General features: G+C 68.5%; 25 protein-coding genes. 16 read left to right on the plus strand and 9 right to left on the minus strand.

Translation table 11 applies throughout. From position 1 onward, the window contains the following. Positions 1-1,606, plus strand: a 1,606-nt coding sequence (thrS, locus tag Q8Q77_RS08845) for a threonine--tRNA ligase (protein ID WP_305583207.1), incomplete at its 5' end; no start/stop codon positions are given. Then, the gene (locus Q8Q77_RS08850) at positions 1,603-2,541 is read left to right on the plus strand and encodes a glycosyltransferase family 2 protein (RefSeq protein ID WP_305583208.1); all 939 of its coding nucleotides are present in this window, start codon (positions 1,603-1,605) and stop codon (positions 2,539-2,541) included. The genes thrS and Q8Q77_RS08850, both read left to right, overlap by 4 nt. Positions 2,542-2,551: 10 nt before the next feature. Here Q8Q77_RS08850 and Q8Q77_RS08855 read toward each other — a convergent pair whose 3' ends face one another. Both Q8Q77_RS08855 and Q8Q77_RS08860 read right to left on the minus strand, forming a co-directional pair. Beyond that, positions 2,552-3,451 carry a hydroxymethylglutaryl-CoA lyase gene (locus tag Q8Q77_RS08855; protein ID WP_305583209.1) on the minus strand — a complete coding sequence of 300 codons (900 nt, stop codon included), beginning with the start codon at positions 3,449-3,451 and terminating at the stop codon, positions 2,552-2,554. Beyond that, positions 3,448-5,121: a glycosyltransferase family 39 protein gene (locus Q8Q77_RS08860; RefSeq protein ID WP_305583210.1), complete on the minus strand. Its 1,674-nt coding sequence runs from the start codon at positions 5,119-5,121 to the stop codon at positions 3,448-3,450. Before Q8Q77_RS08860 ends, Q8Q77_RS08855 begins: the two co-directional genes overlap by 4 nt. Before the next feature lie 55 nt (positions 5,122-5,176). Between Q8Q77_RS08860 and Q8Q77_RS08865 the strand changes: the two genes are divergently transcribed. The 3 genes from Q8Q77_RS08865 to Q8Q77_RS08875 all read left to right on the plus strand — a co-directional run bounded on the left by Q8Q77_RS08865 (position 5,177) and on the right by Q8Q77_RS08875 (position 6,950). Beyond that, positions 5,177-5,905, plus strand: coding sequence for a glycosyltransferase family 2 protein (locus Q8Q77_RS08865; RefSeq protein ID WP_305583211.1), 729 nt, complete (start codon positions 5,177-5,179; stop codon positions 5,903-5,905). A 67-nt stretch (positions 5,906-5,972) separates the two neighbouring features. After that, positions 5,973-6,401, plus strand: coding sequence for a hypothetical protein (locus Q8Q77_RS08870; protein WP_305583212.1), 429 nt, complete (start codon positions 5,973-5,975; stop codon positions 6,399-6,401). Positions 6,402-6,635: 234 nt separating this feature from the next. Next, positions 6,636-6,950, plus strand: coding sequence for a DNA-binding protein (locus Q8Q77_RS08875; RefSeq protein WP_305583213.1), 315 nt, complete (start codon positions 6,636-6,638; stop codon positions 6,948-6,950). On the opposite strand, the gene Q8Q77_RS08880 is transcribed toward Q8Q77_RS08875, so the two are convergent. The 3 genes from Q8Q77_RS08880 to phaR all read right to left on the minus strand — a co-directional run bounded on the left by Q8Q77_RS08880 (position 6,947) and on the right by phaR (position 8,479). Next, positions 6,947-7,372 carry an N-acetyltransferase gene (locus Q8Q77_RS08880; protein WP_305583214.1) on the minus strand — a complete coding sequence of 142 codons (426 nt, stop codon included), beginning with the start codon at positions 7,370-7,372 and terminating at the stop codon, positions 6,947-6,949. The genes Q8Q77_RS08875 and Q8Q77_RS08880 overlap by 4 nt on opposite strands. Positions 7,373-7,508: 136 nt before the next feature. Further along, positions 7,509-7,838: a hypothetical protein gene (locus tag Q8Q77_RS08885; RefSeq protein ID WP_305583215.1), complete on the minus strand. Its 330-nt coding sequence runs from the start codon at positions 7,836-7,838 to the stop codon at positions 7,509-7,511. Positions 7,839-7,870: 32 nt separating this feature from the next. After that, positions 7,871-8,479 carry a polyhydroxyalkanoate synthesis repressor PhaR gene (gene phaR, locus Q8Q77_RS08890; protein WP_305583216.1) on the minus strand — a complete coding sequence of 203 codons (609 nt, stop codon included), beginning with the start codon at positions 8,477-8,479 and terminating at the stop codon, positions 7,871-7,873. Positions 8,480-8,657: 178 nt separating this feature from the next. Between phaR and Q8Q77_RS08895 the strand changes: the two genes are divergently transcribed. From Q8Q77_RS08895 to Q8Q77_RS08940, 10 genes are all read left to right on the plus strand, one after another. Next, positions 8,658-9,833: an acetyl-CoA C-acetyltransferase gene (locus tag Q8Q77_RS08895; protein ID WP_305583217.1), complete on the plus strand. Its 1,176-nt coding sequence runs from the start codon at positions 8,658-8,660 to the stop codon at positions 9,831-9,833. 48 nt (positions 9,834-9,881) lie between these two features. Next, positions 9,882-10,607: a beta-ketoacyl-ACP reductase gene (locus Q8Q77_RS08900; protein WP_305583218.1), complete on the plus strand. Its 726-nt coding sequence runs from the start codon at positions 9,882-9,884 to the stop codon at positions 10,605-10,607. 56 nt (positions 10,608-10,663) lie between these two features. After that, entirely contained in the window at positions 10,664-11,434 is a 771-nt protein-coding gene (locus Q8Q77_RS08905) for a DUF4908 domain-containing protein (RefSeq protein ID WP_305583219.1), read from the plus strand. Between the two features lie 127 nt (positions 11,435-11,561). Beyond that, positions 11,562-12,920, plus strand: a complete 1,359-nt coding sequence (locus Q8Q77_RS08910) for a sensor histidine kinase (RefSeq protein WP_305583220.1) — start codon at positions 11,562-11,564, stop codon at positions 12,918-12,920. Positions 12,921-12,924: 4 nt separating this feature from the next. Next, entirely contained in the window at positions 12,925-13,929 is a 1,005-nt protein-coding gene (locus Q8Q77_RS08915) for an alpha/beta fold hydrolase (protein WP_305583221.1), read from the plus strand. Positions 13,930-13,999: 70 nt separating this feature from the next. Further along, the gene (locus Q8Q77_RS08920; protein WP_305583222.1) at positions 14,000-14,461 is read left to right on the plus strand and encodes a (2Fe-2S)-binding protein; all 462 of its coding nucleotides are present in this window, start codon (positions 14,000-14,002) and stop codon (positions 14,459-14,461) included. A 2-nt stretch (positions 14,462-14,463) separates the two neighbouring features. Then, on the plus strand, positions 14,464-16,635 hold the full coding sequence (locus Q8Q77_RS08925) for a xanthine dehydrogenase family protein molybdopterin-binding subunit (protein WP_305583223.1): 2,172 nt from the start codon (positions 14,464-14,466) through the stop codon (positions 16,633-16,635). 489 nt (positions 16,636-17,124) lie between these two features. Beyond that, positions 17,125-17,724, plus strand: a complete 600-nt coding sequence (locus Q8Q77_RS08930) for a hypothetical protein (protein ID WP_305583224.1) — start codon at positions 17,125-17,127, stop codon at positions 17,722-17,724. Between the two features lie 22 nt (positions 17,725-17,746). Continuing rightward, positions 17,747-18,586: a cytochrome b/b6 domain-containing protein gene (locus Q8Q77_RS08935; RefSeq protein ID WP_305583225.1), complete on the plus strand. Its 840-nt coding sequence runs from the start codon at positions 17,747-17,749 to the stop codon at positions 18,584-18,586. Next, a complete protein-coding gene (locus Q8Q77_RS08940) occupies positions 18,583-19,362 on the plus strand; it encodes a molybdopterin-binding protein (RefSeq protein WP_305583226.1) in 780 nt (259 codons plus the stop codon). The genes Q8Q77_RS08935 and Q8Q77_RS08940 overlap by 4 nt, the downstream gene beginning before the upstream one ends. Here the strand turns inward: Q8Q77_RS08940 and Q8Q77_RS08945 are convergent. The 3 genes from Q8Q77_RS08945 to Q8Q77_RS08955 form a co-directional block, all read right to left on the minus strand. Then, positions 19,359-19,853: a MarR family winged helix-turn-helix transcriptional regulator gene (locus Q8Q77_RS08945; protein ID WP_305583227.1), complete on the minus strand. Its 495-nt coding sequence runs from the start codon at positions 19,851-19,853 to the stop codon at positions 19,359-19,361. The two genes, Q8Q77_RS08940 and Q8Q77_RS08945, sit on opposite strands and share 4 nt — an antisense overlap. Before the next feature lie 33 nt (positions 19,854-19,886). Further along, a complete protein-coding gene (locus Q8Q77_RS08950; protein WP_371130435.1) occupies positions 19,887-20,321 on the minus strand; it encodes an alpha/beta hydrolase fold domain-containing protein in 435 nt (144 codons plus the stop codon). Positions 20,322-20,501: 180 nt separating this feature from the next. Then, positions 20,502-20,831 (minus strand): hypothetical protein, encoded by a 330-nt coding sequence (locus tag Q8Q77_RS08955; protein WP_305583228.1) that lies wholly within the window; start codon positions 20,829-20,831, stop codon positions 20,502-20,504. 151 nt (positions 20,832-20,982) lie between these two features. Between Q8Q77_RS08955 and Q8Q77_RS08960 the strand changes: the two genes are divergently transcribed. Further along, complete coding sequence (locus Q8Q77_RS08960) at positions 20,983-21,132, plus strand: DUF2200 family protein (protein ID WP_371130434.1); 150 nt, start codon at positions 20,983-20,985, stop codon at positions 21,130-21,132. 7 nt (positions 21,133-21,139) lie between these two features. On the opposite strand, the gene Q8Q77_RS08965 is transcribed toward Q8Q77_RS08960, so the two are convergent. After that, the coding region (locus Q8Q77_RS08965; protein WP_305583229.1) for an NAD(P)(+) transhydrogenase (Re/Si-specific) subunit beta at positions 21,140-21,323 on the minus strand (184 nt) is incomplete at its 5' end.

Genomic DNA, 21,323 nt, shown 5'->3' on the forward strand with positions numbered 1-21,323 from the left:
GATCGTCGACCGCGACGAGAAGATCGTGCGCGAGGTCTGGGACCGCGACGAGGCCATCAAGCACTTCAAGGAGATCGGCGAGGCCTACAAGGCCGAGATCATCTCCGACCTGCCGGCCGGCGAGGAGATCAGCGTCTATCGGCAGGGCCAGTGGAAGGACCTGTGCCTGGGCCCGCACCTGCCCTCGACGAAGCACGTGGGCAAGGCCTTCAAGCTGACCAAGCTGGCCGGCGCCTATTGGCGCGGCGACCACCGCAACGCCCAGCTCCAGCGGATCTACGGCACGGCCTGGGCCAGCGAGGCCGACCTGGAGGCCTATCTCCATCGCCTGGAGGAGGCCGAGAAGCGCGATCACCGCAAGATCGGCCGGGCCATGGACCTCTTCCACCTGCAGGAAGAGGCCAAGGGGATGATCTTCTGGCACCCCAAGGGCTGGACCTTCTACCGCACGGTGGAGGCCTATATGCGCCGCCGCCTGGACGCCGACGGCTATGTGGAGGTCAAGGCCCCCCAGATCATGGACCGCGGCCTGTGGGAGAAGTCCGGCCACTGGGAGAAGTTCGGCGCGGCGATGTTCACGTGTGAAACGACGGAAGGCGAAGAGCTGGCCGTTAAACCGATGAACTGTCCGGGACACGTGCAGATTTTCAACTTCGGCCAGAAATCCTATCGCGACCTACCGCTGCGGATGGCGGAGTTCGGCGCGTGCCACCGCTACGAGCCCTCCGGGGCCCTGCACGGGATCATGCGCCTGCGCGCCTTCACCCAGGACGACGCCCACATCTTCTGCCGCGAGGAGCAGATCGAGGAGGAGACGACGAAGTTCGTCCGCCTGCTGAACTCGGTCTACGCCGACTTCGGCCTGGAGCTGCACAGCGTGAAGCTGGCCCTGCGGCCCGACCTGCGCGCCGGCTCCGACGAGGTCTGGGACATCGCCGAAGAGAAGCTGGACCGCGCTGCGCGCCATGCGATCAACATGCCGATCGAACGCCTGCCCGGCGAAGGCGCCTTCTACGGCCCGAAGCTGGAGTTCCACCTGCGCGACGCCATTGGCCGGACCTGGCAGTGCGGCACGCTGCAGCTCGACTTCGTGCTGCCCGAGCGGTTGGAGGCCGAATACATCGCGGAGGACGGCTCCAAGCAACGGCCAGTGATGCTGCACCGGGCGATCTGCGGGTCCATGGAGCGGTTCATGGGCGTGGTGATCGAGAACTATGCGGGATCGTTCCCGCTGTGGCTGGCACCCACCCAGGTGGTCGTCGCCACAATTACGTCAGACGCCAATGATTATGCCATGCAGGTGGCTCAAGAATTGAGCGCCGCGGGGCTGCGCGTGGAAACCGACCTGCGGAACGAAAAGATCAACTACAAGGTGCGTGAGCATAGCCTTGCGAAGACGCCGGTGATAGCCGTCGTCGGGCGGCGCGAGGCCGAGGAGGGCAAGGTGGCATTGCGGCGCCTGGGATCGGATGGGCAGCAGATTCTGGACCTGGCGCAGGCCGTGAAGACGCTTGCCATGGAAGCCGACGCGCCTGATGTTGCTCGGTACGCCATGGGCCAGACCGCTGCGGCTCGCGGCGCGGTCGGGGCCAGGGAGGCTGGATGAACGGCATCGCCGCACCGATCGTCGCCTACGAACCCTCGCCGACGCAGGACTTCCTGAAGCCCCGCCGCAAGGTGTCGGTCGTGATGGTCGTCTTCATGACCGGCGAGGCCCTGGAGCAGAGCCTGCATTGCGTCCTGGCCGACCCGCTGGTCGATGAGCTGGTGGTCGTCGACAACGGCTCGACCCGCATTGAGGCCGCGCGCCTCAAGGGTCTGGCCGAACGCGACGGCCGGGTCCATCTGGTGGCCGGTCACGGCAATGTCGGCTTCGCCCGCGGCGCCAACCTGGGAGCCACGAAGGCGCACGGCGATGTGCTGGTGTTCCTCAATCCCGACGCCTTCCTGCAGCCCGGCGCCATCGCCGAGCTGGTGCGCGCCGTGGAGGGCCGCAAGGCGCCCTGCATCGTCGGCGGCCGGGTGCTGAACGCCGACCGCACCGAACAGCGCGGCGCGCGGCGCGGCGACATCACCCTGACCAGCGCGCTGCTCAGCCTCTCCCACCTCGCCCAGCACGTGCCGGCCTGGCGCCGCTACGAGGTGCACTGGGAAAACGAGGCCGCGCCGGACGCCGTGGCCGCGGTGCCGACCATTTCTGGCGCATGCTTCTGCATGCGCCGCGAGGACTTCGTCGCCCTGAAGGGCTTCGACGAGGGTTATTTCCTGCACGTCGAGGACGTCGACCTGTGCTGGCGGGTCCGCCAGGCGGGCGGCGAGGTGCTGTTCCAGCCCAAGGCCGAGGTGATCCACCTGGGCCACACCAGCCACGCCAGCCCGCTGAAGGTGGAGTTCCACAAGGGCGTCGGCCTGGCCCGCTATTTCCGCAAGCGCGCGGAGGGGATCACCGAGCAGCTGACGGCCTGGGCGCTCTCGCCGCTGATCGTCTGCACGGCGGTGGTCCGGCCGGTGATGTGGCGCTTCCGGGGGCGGGCGGCCTAACCAGCGTCGGCTACTGCGGGAACACGCCCGCGCGGCTGACGGACGCGGCAGGCGGCTTGCCCAGGATCCCCGACATCCACTTGGCGGTTTCGATCAGCTTGCCGAGGTCGTAGGTGGTCTCGAACCCCGCCCGCTCCAGCATGTAGACCAGGTCCTCGGTGCCGATATTGCCGGTGGCTTCCGGGGCGAAGGGGCAGCCGCCGAGGCCGCCGCAACTGGCGTCCAGGATGGTCACCCCGGCCTCGACGCCGGCATAGGCGTTGGCCAGGCCCGTGTTGCGGGTGTCGTGGAAATGCAGGCGCAGCGGGATGTCGCCGGTGACCTTGCGCACCGCCTCGACCCGGGCGCGGACCATCCAGGGGTCGGCCACGCCGATGGTGTCGGCGAGCGCGATCTCGTCGACCTTGGCGGCGGCGGCCTCGGCGGCCAGGGCCACCACCTGGTCCTGCGGCACCTCCCCGTCGAACGGGCAGCCGAAGGCGGTGGAGAAGGTGACCGAGATCGGCGGGCCGCCCTCGGCGGCCTTGCGCTGAGCGATCGCGTGCATGGCGGCGATCTGCTCGGCCACCGAGGCGCCCTGGTTGCGGATGCCGAAGCCGTCTGAGCAGCAGACCACCACATTGGCCTCGTCGCAGGCGGCGGCCACCGCACGCTCCCAGCCGCGCATGTTCAGCACCAGGCCGATGCGCGAGAGGGCGGGTTCGGCGGCCATCCCGGCCATGACCTCCTCGGCGCCGGCCATCTGCGGCACGCGCTTGGCATTGACGAAGGACACCACCTCCATCCGCTTGGCGCCGGCGGCGTCTAGGCGGGCGATGAAGTCGAGCTTCTGGTCGGTGTCGAGCACCGTGGACTCGTTCTGCAGCCCGTCGCGCGGGCCAACCTCGACGATCTCGATAAAGCGGCTCATGGGATCTCAGATGGGGTCGGGGCATAGAGCCGTAAAGACGTCTCGTCGCCGTTGGAATAGTCCAGGCCCTCGATCTTGCCGATTTCCCGGGCCTTGACCCCGCGGGCTTTCATGGCGGCCTCGAAGGCGGCCTGTTCGCGGCCCTCGATCACCGCGGGGCGACGTTCCTCCAGCGCGTCCACCGCGTCCTCGACGCCGCCGAGGTCAGTGGGGGTGCCGAGCGCGAAGACCAGGCTGGGCTCGGCGTAGCCGGCCACGGCCACCGGCGCGGGCGCGAAGCCCTGGCGGGGGGCGAGCCTGGCCCGGGACAGGGCCCGCTCGGTGCGCTGCGACAGCCAGAGCGGCTCCAGGCGAGGGGCGAAGGCCGCGGCGAAGGCCGCGTGGCCGAGGATGGTCAGCACCAGGGCCGCGGCGAGCCCCTTCAGGGCCTGGCCGCGCCACAGCAGATAGGCGCCGACGCACCCGGCGCCGGCTAGCAGCAGGGCGGTGAGGAAGGCGGCGATCAGGTCGGACCGGTCCCCATAGAGGCTCAGCAGATAGAGCACGCCGGCCGCCAGCACGCCGCCCGCGAACAGCGACAACCCGATCCCGGTCCAGCGGACCACCGCGCCCAGCGGCGCGCGCAGCACGGCGGCGGCCATCAGCCAGGCCAGGGCCCCATAGGTCGGCAGGGTGTAGTGCACCAGCTTGGTGGGGGTGGCCTCGAACACGATCCAGGCCGGGACCAGCCAGCAGAGCGCGAAGCGCACGCCGGGCTCGTCGCGATGGCGCCAGCCGAGCGCCAGCGCGGCCGGCAGCAGCAGGGCGCCCGGAAAGATCAGCAGCGGCGTCAGCAGCGTGTGGTAGCCGGGCGGCGCGCCGTGGCTCTCCTGGCCGCCCACCAGCTTGGGCGCGAGGTCGGCCCCGAAGGCGGTGGTCCAGAAGGTCCCGTCGGTGGCCACGGTCACCGCCCCGGCCCAGGGCCCGACGACGGCGGCCAGGATGATCAGGCCCCAGACCCAGCCCAGGTCGCGCAGCCACCGCCATTTTCGGTCCCACAGGCTGAGCGAGATCGCGGTCAGGATCACCACCATCAGCCCGACCGGTCCCTTGACCAGGATCGAGCCTGAGAGGCCCAGCCAGAACAGCAGACGGGTCAGGCGCCCGGCTTTTCCGCCCTCACGGCTGGCCGCGTAGATCCGCGCCAGGGCCGCCATGGCGAGCGTCGTGGTTCCGGCCAGCACCGCGTCGGTCTTGGCGATGAAGGCCTCGGTGGAGAGCAGGAAGGTCGAGCCCAGGATCGCGCCCGCCAGCAGGCCCGTCGGTCCCCCGAAGAAGACGCCCGCCCCCCAGGCGCAGGCCGCCGCCGCCAGCATGGCGCCCAGCAGCGAGGGCAGGCGGTAGGCCCAGATGTCGCGCGCCTCGGCCTGGGAGAACAGGGCCACGCTGCCAGCCTGCAGCCAATGGATGCCCACCGGCTTCTTGAAGCGCGGCTGGTCCTGGAAGCGGATCACCACGAAGTCGCCGGTCTCCAGCATCTGGGCGGTGGCCTGGGCGAAGCGGCTCTCGTCGCGATCCAGCGGCGGCATGGCGAAGACGCCGGGCAGGCCCGCCAGCAGGGCGATCAGGGCCGCGAGGGCCGGACCCCGCCAGCCGGCGCCATACCGCTGAAGAAAGGCTTCGAGACTCATGCCCGCGTTGATAGCACGATCCTTTCGCGCGCCGACTTTTCCGCTATGGAGAGACATGGTCGACACCAAGCCCGATATCTCCGTCGTCGTCCCCGTCTTCGACGAGGAGGGCGCGGCCCCGGAACTCGCCCGCGAGATCGCCGCCGCCTTCGCCGGCCGCAGCTTCGAGATCGTCTTCGTCGACGACCGCAGCCGCGACGCCACCCGCGCGGCGCTGCTGGCGCTCAAGCCCTCGATCCCGCAGCTTCGGGTCCTGACCCACACGTCCAATTCCGGTCAGAGCCGGTCGATCCGCACCGGGATCCTGGCGGCCCGCGGCGACATCGTGGTCACCCTGGACGGCGACGGCCAGAACGACCCTGCCGATGGTCCGCAGCTGGTCGACGCCTTGATGTCCGGACCGGCCGATCTGGTCCTGGTGGGCGGCGAGCGGGTCAAGCGCCAGGACAGCCAGGCCAAGAAGCTCGCCTCGAAGTTCGGCAACGGGGTGCGCAAGCGGCTCCTGAAGGACACCGCCAACGACACCGGCTGCGGGCTCAAGGCCTTCCGCCGCGAGGCCTTCCTGCGGCTTCCCTATTTCGACCACATCCACCGCTACCTGCCCGCCCTGATGATGCGCGAGGGCTACCAGGTGGACTTCCGGCCGGTGAACCACCGCCACCGCCAGACGGGGGTGTCGAAATACACCAATCTGGGCAGGCTCTGGGCCTCGCTGTCGGACCTGCTGGGCGTCATGTGGCTGCAGTCGCGGGCCCGCCTGCCCGGAGTGGTGGAAGAGCTCTAGCGCCGGCTTGCCGCGCCGGGCGAAACAGCGGAATTTCACATCTGTCCCAATCGGGGAGGGATGACCGATGTTCGCCGCCTTGCCGCTGCTGGTGCTGCCGGTGCTCGCCTACAATCTGATCGCACTGATGTTGCCCGGCGGGTTCTCGTCGGTCGAGGCCGACATCCGCATGGCCGAGCCGCTGTTCGGCATCGCCATGACCTCCAAGGTCGAGTGGCCTGTGAACCTCGGCGACATCCTGATGGCGTCGGGCCTGATCGTGCTGTTCATCGAACTGCTGAAATCCACCACCAGCCGGCGGACGGCGATCGTCAACCACGCCCTGTCGATGCTGCTGTTCGTGGGCTGCCTGGTGGAGTTCCTGCTGGCCCCGGCCTTCGCGACCTCGACCTTCTTCCTGCTGACCCTGATGGTGCTGCTCGACGTGCTGGCTGGCTTCATCGTCACCATCGTCACCGCCCGCCGCGACGTCGGCTTCGGCGTCGATCAGGACTAGACCATTTTCCGCCGAAGTGGCCGCCGGTTCGGCGAAGAAAATGGTCTAAATTCAAAGAGGCCTGAGCAAAATCCGATCCAATCGGATCGGATTTTGCTCTAGGTGAGCGCCGAGAAGATCAGGGTGACCACGGCGACGTCGAGGAAGCGGATGGCGAGCGCGAGCATGAAACGTCCGGTCCAGGCGGGATTCACCTGTGGTTAAGCAAGACCGGCGCCAGGACGGGCGGGGCTGATGGCGCTGTTCTTCGACGCCGCCTGGTTCGAGGCGAAACTGGCGGAGCGCGGCCTGACGCGGCGGGTCATGGCCGCCGCCACCGGCATGAGCGAGGCCGACCTGGCGCTCGCCTTCAAGGACCAGAGGGAACTTTCCGCCGAGGAGGTGGGCATTTTCGCCGACCTGCTGGGCGTCCCGGCGGCCGAGGTGGCCCTCAACGCGGGGGTCTCCACCCCGGTGCCCGGCCAGGAGGACCTGGCCGGACGGCTCGCAGCCCTGGAGAAGCGGGTCGCGAGCCTGGAGGCGGAGCTGGCCCGGCTGAAGGGGCGCTAGACGGGCAGGTCCTTGCCCATGAAGACGCGCGGGAACATCGGCGCCGGGCCGTCGATCTGGCCGAACACCGCAAAGCCCAGTCGTTCGTAGAACGGCCGCGCCTGGAAGGCGTAGGTGTCCAGCCACATGTGGCGGCATCCGCGGCGGGCCGCCTCGGCTTCCGCCAGGATCATCAGGTCGGTACCGAGGCCTTGGCCGCGCGCGCCCTCGGGCGCGACGACTAGGCCAATGTAGAACGACCCCCAGAGCGAGAGGCCCCAGAGGCCGCCCAGCACGGCGTCGTCGCCGTGCGCGGTGATGGTCAGGGCGAAGGGTTCGCCCTCTGCGTCGCCCACGGTCTTCTGGTTGAAGGCGAGGAGCGGCGCCCAGATGGGCATGTAGGCGTCGGCGGGCCGTTCGGCCTGCCGAATGACAAGATTCATGATGGAGTCCTCAGAGTTCGCGCAGGTCGAGCGTCTTGCGCGGGCGGACGAGGTCCGGCTCGCTTCGACCCTGTCAGGCGACGTCCGCTAGGCGCGGCGTCAGACGGCGACGAATCCCTTCATGGGAAGGACCCTATCAGATCTCGGTCTTGGTCACGCCGCCCTTGCGGGCGCGGCGGTCGGCGGGGCCGGACCACTCGGTCTTGGTGTAGACGCTGCGGGCCGCGCCCAGGGTCTCGGGGCCGCCGCGCAGGCCGCGCTTCTGGCCGTCCTGGCCCATCAGATGGGCGTTGAAGGTCGAGGCCCCCTCGGCCGACCCGCGGGGCGGCGAGGTCGGGGCGGGATCGTAGATGGCCGGGACACTGCGGTCCTCGACATCCTGGGCCTCCTCGCGGTCGGCCGCGTACGGCCGCTGGGCGCGGCGCACCAGGTTGCTTCGGCGAATGGGATCGATCGGCGAGCTCATGACGACCGCAAGTCTAGGGGGTCCAGGTTAAGCTAGCGTTTTGCCAGCTTCTCGATCTGGGCCTGCATTTCTTCCATCTGCTTCTTCAGCACGTTCAGGGTCTCGTCGGCCGCCGGCGGCGGGGCGTCGGCCTTGGACGGCGCCGCGGCGGGCGGCTCGTCGCCCCGGGCGTAGGCGAACGGCGAGAACATCTTCATCGCGCGGTCGAACATGGCCAGGTTCTGACGGATGGTCTCGTCATAGGCGCCCATGCCCGTGCCTATCGGCAGGGCCGAGAACTGGGTGCGCAAACGTTCCTGCTGTTCGGCGAAGGTGGCCAGGGACAGTTCCAGATAGCTCGGCAGGAAGGCCTGCATGGAGTTGCCGTAGAACCCGATCAGCTGGCGGAGGAACTGGATGGGCAACAGGTTCTGCCCGTCGCGGCCCTCTTCCTCGAAGATGATCTGGGTCAGGACCGTCCGGGTGATCTCCTCGCCGGTCTTGGCGTCGAAGACGGCGAAGTCGACGCCCTGCTTCACCATCTCCGATAGGTGGTCGAGCGTGACGTACGAGGATGAGGCGGTGTTGTAGAGCCGCCGGTTCGCATATTTCTTGATGACGACGCGTGTGTCGTCGGCCTTCCCACCTTGGGTGTCGACCATATCAAACCCTTTGCCGGGCTTCCTCCCCGCGAGGCGCGCCGCACTCTTGCACCGCAGTATCGCGGATGCGAGGGCGTTCGGAAAGCGGCCGCTCCAATCAGGCGAACGATTTCACCCCCTTGCCCAATATCCGGCGTTTATCGATAGATAGAACAGCTTATCCAGAAGGAGCCTCCCCATGACCGACGTCGTCATCGTCTCGGCCGCCCGCACGCCGGTCGGATCGTTCAATGGGGCGCTTTCCAGCCTGCCCGCCCATGAACTCGGCAAGATCGCCATCCAGGCCGCGCTTGCCCGCGCCGGCGTCGCGGCGGCCGACGTGGACGAGGTCATCATGGGTCAGGTGCTGCAGGCCGGCACCGGCCAGGGCCCCGCCCGCCAGGCGGCGATCAACGCCGGGATCCCGGTCGAGAGCCCGGCCTGGAGCCTGAACCAACTCTGCGGCTCGGGCCTGCGCGCGGTGGCGCTCGGCGCCCAGCAGATCGCCGACGGCTCGGTCGACATCGTGATCGCCGGCGGCCAGGAGAGCATGAGCCAGGCGCCGCACGCCGCCCACCTGCGCAACGGCGTCAAGATGGGCGACATGTCGTTCACCGACACCATGACCAAGGACGGGCTGATCGACGCCTTCCACGGCTACCACATGGGTCAGACGGCCGAGAACATCGCCGCGCGCTGGCAGATCACCCGCGAGGACCAGGACCAGTTCGCGGTCGCCAGCCAGAACAAGGCCGAGGCCGCCCAGAAGGCCGGCAAGTTCGCCGGCGAGATCGCGCCGGTCACCATCAAGGGCCGCAAGGGCGACACCGTCGTCGACCAGGACGAATACATCCGCCACGGCGCCACCCTGGACAGCGTCTCGGGCCTGCGCCCGGCGTTCAACAAGGAAGGCTCCGTCACCGCGGCCAACGCCTCGGGTCTCAATGACGGCGCCGCGGCCCTGGTGCTGATGAGCGCCGACGAGGCCAAGAAGCGCGGACTGACGCCGCTGGCCCGCATCGCCTCCTGGGCCTCGGCCGGGGTCGATCCCGCGATCATGGGCACCGGGCCCATCCCCGCCAGCCGCAAGGCGCTGGAAAAGGCGGGCTGGGCGATCGGCGACCTGGACCTCATCGAGTCCAACGAAGCCTTCGCCGCCCAGTCGATCTGCGTGGTGCGCGACCTGGGCCTCGATCCCGCGAAAGTGAACGTGAACGGCGGCGCCATCGCCATCGGCCACCCCATCGGCGCCTCGGGCGCGCGCATCCTCACCACGCTGGTCCACGAGATGAAGCGTTCGGGAGCCAAGAAGGGCCTGGCGACGTTGTGTGTCGGCGGTGGCATGGGCGTGGCCATGTGCGTCGAAGCGATTTGACCTGAGCCCCGGACAACCGACGTCGATTTTTGAAAGCGGGAGGCGACTATGGCCAGAGTGGCGTTCGTCACGGGCGGAACACGCGGCATCGGCAGGGCGATCTGCGAACGGCTCAAGGCCGACGGCATGAAGGTCGCCGCCGGCTATTCCGGCAACGAGGAAGCCGCCGCCGCGTGCGCCAAGGAACTGGGCGTCATGGTGGTGAAGGGCAATGTCGGCAACTTCGAGGACTGCGAGCGCGCGGTGAACGTGGTGATGGCCGAACTCGGCCCTATCGACATCCTGGTCAACAACGCCGGCATCACTCGCGACGGCGTGTTCCACAAGATGTCCCCCGAACAGTGGTCCGATGTGGTCCGGGTCAATATGGACTCGGTGTTCAACATGACCCGGCACGTGATCGAGGGCATGCGTGAGCGCTCCTGGGGCCGGATCATCAACATCTCGTCGATCAACGGCCAGAAGGGCCAGATGGGCCAGACCAACTACTCGGCCGCCAAAGCCGGCGTCATCGGCTTCACCAAGGCCCTGGCCCTGGAAAACGCCCGCAAGGGCGTCACCGTCAACTGCATCGCGCCCGGCTATATCGACACCGAGATGGTGCAGGCGGTGCCCGAGAACGTGCTGGCCAGCATCATCGCCCAGATCCCGGTGGGACGCCTGGGCAAGGGCGAGGAGATCGCCGACATGGTGGCCTTCCTGGCCGGCGAGCACGCGGGCTATGTGACCGGCTCGACCCTCTCGCTCAACGGCGGCCAGTACATGGCGGGCTAAAGCTTGGCGGTCCTAGTCCAAAAAGAGCCGCAGTCGCGGAGCATCTGCTTCCGGTGATGGCGAGCGAACGACCGGCGCATGCGTACCTGCCCTTCTTCGTCGCGGCGCTCGCCGCGGCGGGAAGTCTTGCGTGCGCCTCACCCGCACTGGCCGGGCCCGAGGTGTTGCGCGAGGGCCTGTTCGGCGCGCGTCCTTCCCCGGGGCGCAGCACGAGCCCGCCGGTGGCGCGCTATGTCAGCCAGGACGGCGACGGCTTCGTCCTGGACCGCAGCCAGCCCCGCGCCTTCCTGAAGTTCGACGACAGTCCCGAGGTCTGGGCTCTGCATCCCCAGCCCGCGCCGCGCGGCGACGTGATCTACAAGAACGACCTGGGCGAGCCGATGCTGCGCGCCACGCGTCTGGGCGGGCTGACCATTTTCACCCCCGAGCGGCCCGGCGGTTCGCCCGCGGCGCTGTCTGGCGGCGGCCCGACCCTGCGCCTGCCGTCGATGGGGCCGCAGGCCCTGCTCGAGCGCCTGGCCCAGGCCAGCGCCAAGGCCACCCGCGCCGCGCGCCGGCTGATCCCCTTCGAGGCCGACGCCTCGCCCGCGTCCTCCGCCGTGGTGGCTGACGCCGCCATGGTGGCCGCCGAGGCCGTCGTGCGGATGTCGCGCCGCCCCGACGCCAGGGGCCTGCTCGCCAAGCTGTCGAAGGTGAAGCTGGTGGAGGGGCGCAAGCCGTCGGCCGTGCTGCACGGTTCGGAGATGCGCATCACTGTGGCGCCCGCCGAAGGACTGGCCGGCCGCCCATCCTCCGACAAGATCATGATGGCCGCCGGTTCGCGTTAAGGGCGCGCAACCATTCGGCCACAATTGCTGTTACGGCGAGGTGCTGTGCGCCTAAGGTTGGCCCAGGCCCCGGGGGGCGGGCGTCGAGAGAGTGTTTGGGTTGGGGACTTCCGCGACTTCGCCTGTCATGGCCGATCCGCCGTTCCGGGCGCTGGCCGACACCATGTCGTTGGGCATGGCGTTCCAGGTGCTGGTGGCGCCGGGCGGCGCGAACCGACGTTTCATCTTCGTGTCCGAGAGCTGCCAGGCCCTGAACGGCGTCAGCGCCGCCGACGCCATGGTCGATCCCAAAGCCCTCTACAACCTGATCGCGCCTGAGTATCGGGAGCGCTTGACCCAGGCCGAGACCGAGGCCTCCCAGGCCGGCGGGTCGTTCGATGTCGAGCTGGCCTTCAACCTCGCCAATGGCGAGACCCGCTGGAACCGGATCGCGTCCGCTCGCCGCGCTGTTCCGTGGCCGGACGGTTCGATCCTGTGGGACGGGATCCAGATCGACATCACCGAACGCAAGCGCGGCGAACTGGCGCTGGAGGAACAGCGCAACCACCTGGCGCTGGCCGTGGAGGCCACCGGCCTCGGCTTCTGGCGGTGGGAGCCCGGCGGCGACCGGCTGATCTGGTCGGATCGAAACAAGGCGCTGTTCGGCCTGCCATCCGAGGCGCCTATCGACATCACGCGCTACATGGCCGCGGTGCATCCGGACGACCGCGAGCATATCCGCCAGGCCTACCGCACGGCGCGCGACCGGCCCGAGGGCGGCGACTTCTCCATGGAGTACCGCGCCGTCGCGCCCGACGGGCAGATCCGCTGGATCCTGGCCCATGCCCGGGTGGTCTACGGAACGAGCGGGTCGCCCCTGGTGGTCGGCACCTCGCTGGACGTCACCGAGCGCCGCGGGGCCGAGGATCGACAGGCCCTGCTGACCCGCGAAATGGCCCACCGCGCCAAGAACGGCCTGGCCATCGTGACGGCCCTGGCGCAGCAGACAGCGCGGGGCGTCACCACAGTGGTGGAGTACGAGGAGCTGCTCACCTCGCGGCTGACCGCCATGTCCCATTCTCAGGACCTGATCACCCAGGCGGGCGGCGGGCGCCTGGGTCTGGCCGACCTGCTGCGCAAGGTGCTGGAACCCTTTATCCTGACCCGGTTCGACCTCGATCCGCGGCTCGAAGATGTCGAGCTCAGCTCGGAGATCGGCATCGGCGCCGCCCTTCTGCTGCATGAGCTGGCGACCAATGCGGTCAAGTACGGGGCCCTGAGCCGCCCGGAAGGCCGCGTGGCGGTTTCGGCGCTGGAGCTTACCGACGGCCTGGCCCAGGTCGAATGGCGCGAGACCGGCGGCCCGCCGCCCGGTCCGGTCAACAAGTCGGGCTTCGGCACGCGGCTGATGCAGGCGGCCCTGCGCAACCAGGGCGGCAAGGTGGAGCCTCGCTACGAGCCCGAGGGCCTTCGCGCGCTTCTGGAAATCCCGACCGTCGCCGGATGACCCGATGCGCCCAGGCCTGATCCTCGCCCTCGTCGCCGGCCTCGCCAGCCTGGCGGTGACGGGCTGCCGAGCCGCCTCGCCAGCCCGCGATCCGGAGGCCTATCCCGGCCAGCTTGTGCGCCTGGCCGACGGGCGTCGGCTGAACCTGCGATGCTCGGGAAAGGGCGCCCCCACGGTGCTGCTGGAGAGCGGCTTCGCCGCGGGCTCCTTGGCCTGGTGGAAGGTGCAGCCGAAGATCGCGGCGACCAACCGGGTCTGTTCCTACGACCGCGCCGGCTACGGCTTCAGCGACGAGGGCCCCGCGCCCCGCGACGGCGCCGCGACCGCGCGCGACCTCGACGAGGCTCTGCGGGCGGTGCGGATCAAGGGACCGTTCGTGGTGGTGGGTCATTCGGCCGGCGGGCTCTATGCCCGCCTGTTCGCCGACCGCCGCCCGGCCGACGTGGTGGGCATGGTGCTGGTCGACACGTCCGTGGAGTTCCAGGAACAGCGCTTCAACACCGCCTTCGGCGCCGGCGCGGCCAGTCTGGCGGGCATCCGTTCCAAGGCCGTCCGCTGCCTGGCGGGCGCCGAGGCCAAGGCCCTGCCGTCGGAAGAGCCGGCCCTGGCCTCCTGCACGCCGCAGCCCCGCGAGGGGCAGTCGCCGGAGGCCGCGGCCGCGCGCATGGCCCAGGCAGTGAACCCGGCGACCTGGCGCACCCAGATCTCGGAGGCCGACAGCCTGTGGGCGTCGACCTCGCGACAGGTGGCGGAGGGCCGGACATCGCTGGGCGACCTGCCGCTGATCGTGCTCACCGCCGAGGGGACCTATGCCGGTGCGCCCGAGGCCTATCGCGCGACGCTGGCCGCCTTCTGGGCTGGTCTGCATCAGGAGGTGGCGGCGCGCTCGACACGGGGCGACCAGCGGCTGGTGGTCAAGACCTCGCACATGATGATCTTCGACCAGCCCGACGCAATCGTCGCGGCGGTGGCTGAGGTCTCGCGGGCGAGCAAGACGCGGCGCCCTTAGAATTCCTCCGCTTGCGGGGTGCGCGCGCGACCCTCTAGGATTCCTTTCAACAGACAGGGGAGGGCGCTTGATGGCCTTCAAGCTCAACGTGAACGGCAAGTCGCTCTCCGCCGATGTGGATGGGGACACGCCGCTGCTCTGGGTGCTGCGCGACTCGCTCGGCATCCTTGGCCCCAAGTACGGCTGCGGGATCGGCCAGTGCGGCGCCTGCACGGTGCACGTGGACGGCGCGCCGGTGCGCTCCTGCTCGCTGCCCGTCGAGAGCGTGGGCGCCGGCAAGGTGGTCACCATCGAGGGGATCGGCGCCGACCCTGTCGGCAAGAAGGTGCAGGCCGCCTGGAGCGCGCTGGACGTGGCCCAGTGCGGCTACTGCCAGCCCGGCCAGATCATGTCCGCGACCGCCCTTCTGGCGACGACACCCAAGCCGACCGACGCCGATATCGACTCCGCCATGAGCGGGAACATTTGCCGCTGCGCCACCTACATCCGCATCCGCGCCGCGATCAAGCGCGCCTCGGGGCAGGAGGCATGAGCATGCGGACGCCTGCCGCGTCTCGACGCGAACTCATCAAGGGGGCCGCCGCCGGCGGCCTGACTCTGTTCTTCGCGACCGCCCAGGGCGCCGTCGCGCGCGCGGCCGCCGGACCCCTGAACGCCTTCGTGCAAATAGGCGCCGACGGCATCGTCACCATCGCCGCAAAGAACCCGGAGATCGGTCAAGGCGCCAGCACCATGCTGCCCATGCTGATCGCCGAGGAACTGGACGTGGCGTGGAAGGACGTGCGCATCGAACAGGCTGGGAACGACCCCCGGGCTTTCGGACAACAGATCACCGGCGGAAGCATGGCGGCGACCCTGAACTGGGAGGCGTTGCGCCGCGTCGGGGCCGCCGCTCGCGCAATGATCGTCCAGGCCGCGGCCAGCGGTTGGGGCGTACCGGCGTCCGAGTGCGTGACGCACGCCGGCGTCGTGACCCATGCGCCTTCGAAGCAGACCGCAACCTATGGCTCGCTGGCGTTGAAGGCGGCGCAACTGGCGGCGCCGGACCTGAAGTCCGTGCCCCTGAAGGATGCGAAGGACTACCGCATCATTGGCCGGGGTGTGGCGCAGTACGACACGCCTAAGATTGTCACGGGCAAGCCGCTCTTCGGGATCGATGTCCGAGTGCCCGGCATGCTGTTCGCCACCTATGCCAAGGCCCCCGTCTTCGGGGCGAAGGTGGCGCAGGTCGATCTGGCGCCCGCCCGCGCCATCAAGGGGGTGCGTAAGGCCTTCGTTGTCGAGGGCGGGCCCGTACTGGAAGCGCTCTCGCCCGGCGTGGCGATCGTAGCCGACAGCTGGTGGACGGCGACGAAGGCGCGCGCCGCCCTGCAGATCCAGTGGGCCGACCATCCCACCGGCGCCCAGAACACGGCCGGCTTCGCCAAGCGGGCCGTGGAGCTGAACGCTGGAACTCCGCAGCGCACGATGCGCAATGACGGCGATGCGGCGGCCGCTCTGAGCTCGGCCGCGAAGAAGATCAAGGCGGCCTATAGTTACCCCTTTGTGGCCCATGCGGCGCTCGAGCCGGAGAACTGCACCGCGCGGTTCGAGGGCGGCAAGCTCGAGCTCTGGGCTCCAACCCAGTTTCCCGAGCCGGGCCGACAACTGGTCGCCAAGACCCTGGGCCTGAACCCCGAAGACGTGACGGTTCATATCACGCGCGCGGGCGGCGGGTTCGGACGCAAGGCGATCAACGACTTCATGGTCGAGGCCGCCTGGATCGCGCGCGAAGCCGGTGCGCCCGTCCAGCTGATCTGGAGCCGCGAGGACGACCTGCAGCACGACTTCTATCGGCCGGCCGGGTTCCACTTCCTGGAGGGCGGCCTCGACGCTGCTGGCGGCCTGCTCGCCTGGCAGGATCACTTCGTCACCTTCGATGCGATCGGACAGTACGCAGCGCTGACGGGCATGTACCCGACGGAATTCCCCGCGCGCTTCGTGCCGAACTTCCGGCTCGATACCTCTTCCATGCCGCTGGGCGTTCCGGTCGGGCCGCTTCGTGCGCCGATCGCGAACGCCGTCGCCTTCGTCGTCCAGTCGTTCATCGACGAGCTTGCCCATGCGGCCGGCGCAGATCCCGTGGCCTTCCGTCTGAAGCTGCTCGGCGACGTGGGAAGGGTCGGCGATGGCCCGCAGGCCTATGACGGGGCTCGCATGAAGGGCGTGCTCCAGCTCGTGGCTGAGAAGTCCGGCTGGACGACGCGGTCAAGGCTGCCCACGCGCACCGGCATGGGCGTGGCCTTCCACTACAGCCACCTGGGCTACTTCGCCGAGGTGGTTCAGGTCACCGTCGCGGCCGACGGCACGCCCAAGGTCGATAAGGTCTGGGTGGCCGGCGATATCGGCAGGCAGATCATCAACCCCATGGGCGCGATCAACCAGGTGCAAGGCGCCGTCCTCGATGGGATTTCGGTGGCGCTCTACCAGAAGGTCACGATCGAGAACGGAGCGGCGGCGGTCGGCAACTTCGATACCTACCCCCTGTTGCGGATGTCCGAGTCGGCGCCTGTCGAGGTTCATTTCCTCAAGAGCGACAACCCGCCCACGGGTCTCGGAGAACCCGCCCTGCCCCCAGTGATTCCGGCGCTCACCAATGCGATTTTCGCCGCGACGGGGGTCCGACTGCGCGAACTCCCAATCGACCCGGCACTCCTGAAGGCCTGACGTCCATCGCGCCGAAGTCAGGAAGCTTCAGCCGCCGACTGCGCGTCCTGCGCATCCCGCTCCGCCAGCCGGCGACGTAGCGACGCCAGTCCGCGATGTAGTTCCACCAGCACTCGGGCGGCATGCTCGGGGGTCTGAATCACGGCCTAATAGGCCGCATTCCCCCGAGCCCCGTGACAAGACCCGCGTTCGCGATCAACGCACTATGCGAACGTCGAATAGGTGCTCATGCGCAATTTCGATTTCGCAAACGATCTGGAATTCTATCGTCTGCGCTGGCGGAGTGTGGCGAGCGACCCTGCTTCTCCATCCTGCATTGCGTCGCTGGCGCCAGCCGTTCGGCGTGGGTCCGGGCGGCCAAGTCGCCGCCAGGTCTAAGCCGCCGCAGGCCAGTCGGCACGACCACGGCGCCGGCAAGCCTGGATCGCTTTTTTGATTGTGTACCGTATGATTGTGTGTGATTGGATTTCCTCCATTCAGGAGTTTCCGATGAAGCGACTTTCGCTCTCCCTCGTCGTGGCCGTGGCCGTGTTCGCCGCCCTGCCGGCCGCCGCGCAGCAGGCCCAGATGGTTCGAGGGGTCGTCTCGCAGATACAGCCCGACCGGATCACGGTGACCTCCAAGGGGGGCAAGCCCGTGGTTGTCGACCTGTCCAAGGATTGGCGGGTCTCCGTCACCAAGCCGATCGGCGTCGCCGACATCAAGCCGGGCAGCTTCATCGGCACAGCCGAAATGCCGGTTTCCGACGGCGTCGGCCGCTCACTTGAGGTCCATGTCTTTCCGCCCGGCGTTAAGATGGGCGAGGGCCACTACGCATGGGACAAGAAGAAGGGCTCGATGATGACCAACGGCACCGTTGGAAACATCACCGTGAGCAAGAATGGCCGCGAGCTGGAGGTCGCCTATCCGGGTGGTCAGCGTAAAGTGGTCATCCCGCGCAACGTGCCGATCGTCCAGATCTCGGGCGGCGACCGCAGCCTGCTGAAGCGTGGCTCGGCGGTGTTCATCGTGGCGGCGCCCAAGGCCGGTGGCGGCCTGATCACCAGCTCAGTGGCTATCGGCCAAAGCGGCTCCCGGCCTCCGATGTGATCGCGGGAGGGGAAGCAGGCTGATGACGAAGGCCGATCGACCGCTGCCGGACGGGCGGGTGGCCATCTATCGCCATCCGCTGCTGGTCCGGATCAGCCACGCGGTGAACGCCGTGTGCCTGCTGGCCCTGCTGTTGAGTGGTCTGCAGATCCTCAATGCCCACCCCGCCCTCTATTGGGGCGAGGCGTCGCGCTTCGACCGGCCGTTCGCAGCTATCACCCAGACCACGGACGCGGCCGGCGATTTGCACGGCCGCCTTCAGGTGGGCGGGATGGAATTCGACACCACCGGCCTGCTCGGGGCATCGCGCGACCCGTCAGGCGCGCTGCAACCCATCGCCTTCCCCGGCTGGCTGACCCTGCCCGCCCAACACGACCTGGGCGCCGGCCGGCAATGGCACTTCTTCATGGCCTGGCTGCTCGTCGCCAACGGCGCGATCTATGGCCTCCCGGGCCTTGTGAGCGGCCGGTTCCAAAAGGTGCTCCTGCCGCGGATCGCCGAACTGAAGGGCGTTGGGCGCGCCATTGGCGATCACATGCGCCTGAGGTTCGCGCATGGCGAGGACGCTCGGGCCTATAATGTGCTGCAGAAGCTGGCCTATGTGGCTGTGATCTTCGGCCTCCTGCCGTTGATGGTGATGACGGGGCTGGCCATGTCGCCAGCCATGGACGCTCGCCTTCCCTTCCTGAGTGAGATCCTCGGGGGGCGGCAGACGGCGCGCTCGTTGCATTTCCTCACGGCCCTGAGCCTGGTGGTGTTCTTCGTGCTGCATATCGCCATGGTGTTGGCGGCAGGCCCGCTGAACGAACTACGCTCGATCCTGACCGGCTGGTTTGTGATCGGCAGGAAGGATCGGCGATGAGCATTTTCCAACCCCATCGTCGCGCCTGGTTGACGGGCGCCCTCTCCAGCGCCGCGGGCCTTACGCTCGCCGGTTGCGATCGGCTGACCTCGGAGCCTCGCGTCAACACCGCGCTCGAGGTCGGGGAAATCATCACTCGTCGGGCGCAACGCAGCCTCGTCGGCCGGACGGCCCTGGCTCGCGAGTATCCCGAGACCGCGATTTCGGCCGACTTCCGAGCCAACGGCACGACCAATCCGGAGAACGAGGCCTACCAACAGCATCTGGCCGGGGGCTTCGAAGACTGGCGACTTGAGATCGGCGGCCTGGTCGAGCGGCCGCTCAGCCTGTCCCTCGCCGAGCTGCGCGCAGCGCCCTCGCGCACCCAGATCACTCGCCACGACTGCGTGGAAGGCTGGAGCAGCATCGGCAAGTGGCGCGGCGCCCGGCTGGGGCCCTTGCTCGACCGGGCGGGGCTCAAGCCCGAGGCGCGATTCATTGCGTTCTTCTGCGCCGACACGCTCGAACTGACCTTCGACGGCTCCGGCGACTACTATGAGACCATCGACGTCGTCGACGCCTTTCACCCCCAGACGTTGCTCGCCTACGAGATGAACGACGGCCCGCTGCCGGTGGCCCACGGCGCGCCCGTGCGTCTGCGGCTGGAGCGCCAGCTGGGCTACAAGATGGCCAAGTATGTCATGCGGGTTGAAGCCATCGACAGCTTCGCGGCGCTCGGACGCGGCAAGGGCGGGTACTGGGAAGATCGCGGCTATCAGTGGTACGCCGGCATCTAGGCGCCCTCAGGTCCAAGGCCCGCGCCTTCCAAGCTTTCGATTAGTCGGTCCAGCCGTGCCTTGAGCGCGCCCAGGTCGTGCGTGGGCGGCTGCAGCCGACAATAGGCCTCCCCAGGTACGGTCAGGGCCTGCTGACGCAGGCTGAGCCCCTTGGGGGTCAGGTCGATCATCAGGCGCCGCTCGTCCTCCGGGTCTCGCCGGCGGCTGACCAGGCCCGCGCGTTCCAGTCGCTTGAAGAGCGGTGTCAGGGTCCCTGAATCCAGGCGAAGCCGCTTGCCGACCTCGCCTTGGGACAGCGGCGAGCGCTCCCAAAGGGCCAGCAGGGCGAGGTATTGGGGATAGGTGAGGCCCAGCGGCTGCAGCAAGGGCCGATAGAGCCGCGTCATCAGGCTGCTGGCGGTATAGAGCGAAAAGCAGAGCTGCAGCTCCAGCCGCAGGGGATCGACATCAACCGGCGGGTCGGCCGTGACAGGTTTTGCGGCTCTCGTCATTTCGCCCCAGCTCACACGGACACTGGGGTCAGTCTATGTCGCGGGACCTGGAGCGTCGACGGCGCAATGCGCGGCCAGGAAGGCCTCGATCCGGCGATTGGCGGCCATCGCAATCGCCGTGGGCAGCGCATTGAATCCGTGGGGCGCCTCAGGATGGACCTCGAGGTCCGCGGCGTTGCCGCAACTCGCCCAGCGTGCCGCCAGGAAGAGCGTGTCGTCGAGCAGGATGTCCGCCGAGCCCACGATGAAGAGCGCCGGCGGAAGCCCGCCCAGGTGGGCGAACAACGGCGAGACCTCGGGTCGCCGCCGATCCTCCGGCGACAGCGACGGCGTGAACTGCTCGATCATCCACTCGAGATGCGGGGTCGACAGACCCAGCCGTTGATCCCGCCGCAGTCGCTGGGAGGGCGACATCGAGAGGTCGTAGATTCCGTACGACAGGTTCAGGGCCGCCAGCCGAGCGACGATGGGCTCTCCCCACTCTCAACGGACACGCTCCGCCGCACCACGGAAGCAGAGCGCGACGGAACTTCTAAATTCGGGATGGTCAGGCAACCATTTCCGCCTTGCGCCATCTCCAGACCTTAGCTCACGGGCGAAAAGCGGACTCCGCAAGAGGTACCGGTTGAAGGCGCGCCATCCGCCGCGTCAGCCACCAGTCGCATCCACGACGATGGCGACCGTCTTGCCCCGGGACAGCGGCGCCCATCCCGCCGCGATGGCGGATGCGATGGCTTTCGCCACGAGTTCCGGCGCGATCTGCGAGGCCTTCAGTAGCGGCGCGCCGAACTTGGGTTGCGGGCCCGCCGGAAACTCCAGCACAGCTTCGCGCTGCCCCTCCTTGTGTCGGACGGCGATCGCCTTGCCGCGCCACTCCGCGGCGTCGCTGGACCACTGGGGCTGTCGTTGAAGGCGCCAGACATAAGGCTCCCCACCGACCTCGATCTCAAATTCAGGGCTTTGCTTGGTTCTTGCCATGTGAGGGAGTTAGCCCGTCAAGCGCGCGCAAGCCACCCCGCCCGCCGAGCCGGAGCCCGGGCGTCGGTTGCTCCATGATCGCCCCGGCCTGCGCTGGAGGACGAAAGGTGTTTACCGTGCTCCAGCACGCCAAATCCAAGCACATCGGGTCATGGTGACGAAGCACCGAATCTACACAACCAGCTTCGCTAGCGTCTATCCGCACTACGTCGCGAAAGCGGAGCGGAAAGGGCGCGCAAAGGCCGAGGTCGATCAAATAATTCTCTGGCTGACCGGCGCCCTACGCACTCATTGGCGCTAGTCGCGGGTCAGAGGCCCTTGAGGATGCCCTCGACCATCTTCTTGGCGTCTCCGAACAGCATCATGGTGTTGTCGCGGAAGAACAGTTCGTTCTCGACGCCGGCGTAGCCCGAGGACATGCCGCGCTTCACGAACAGCACGGTGCGGGCCTTTTCCACGTCGAGGATCGGCATGCCGTAGATGGCGCTGGTC

Source organism: Phenylobacterium sp., assembly GCF_030698145.1.
GTDB lineage: Bacteria > Pseudomonadota > Alphaproteobacteria > Caulobacterales > Caulobacteraceae > Phenylobacterium.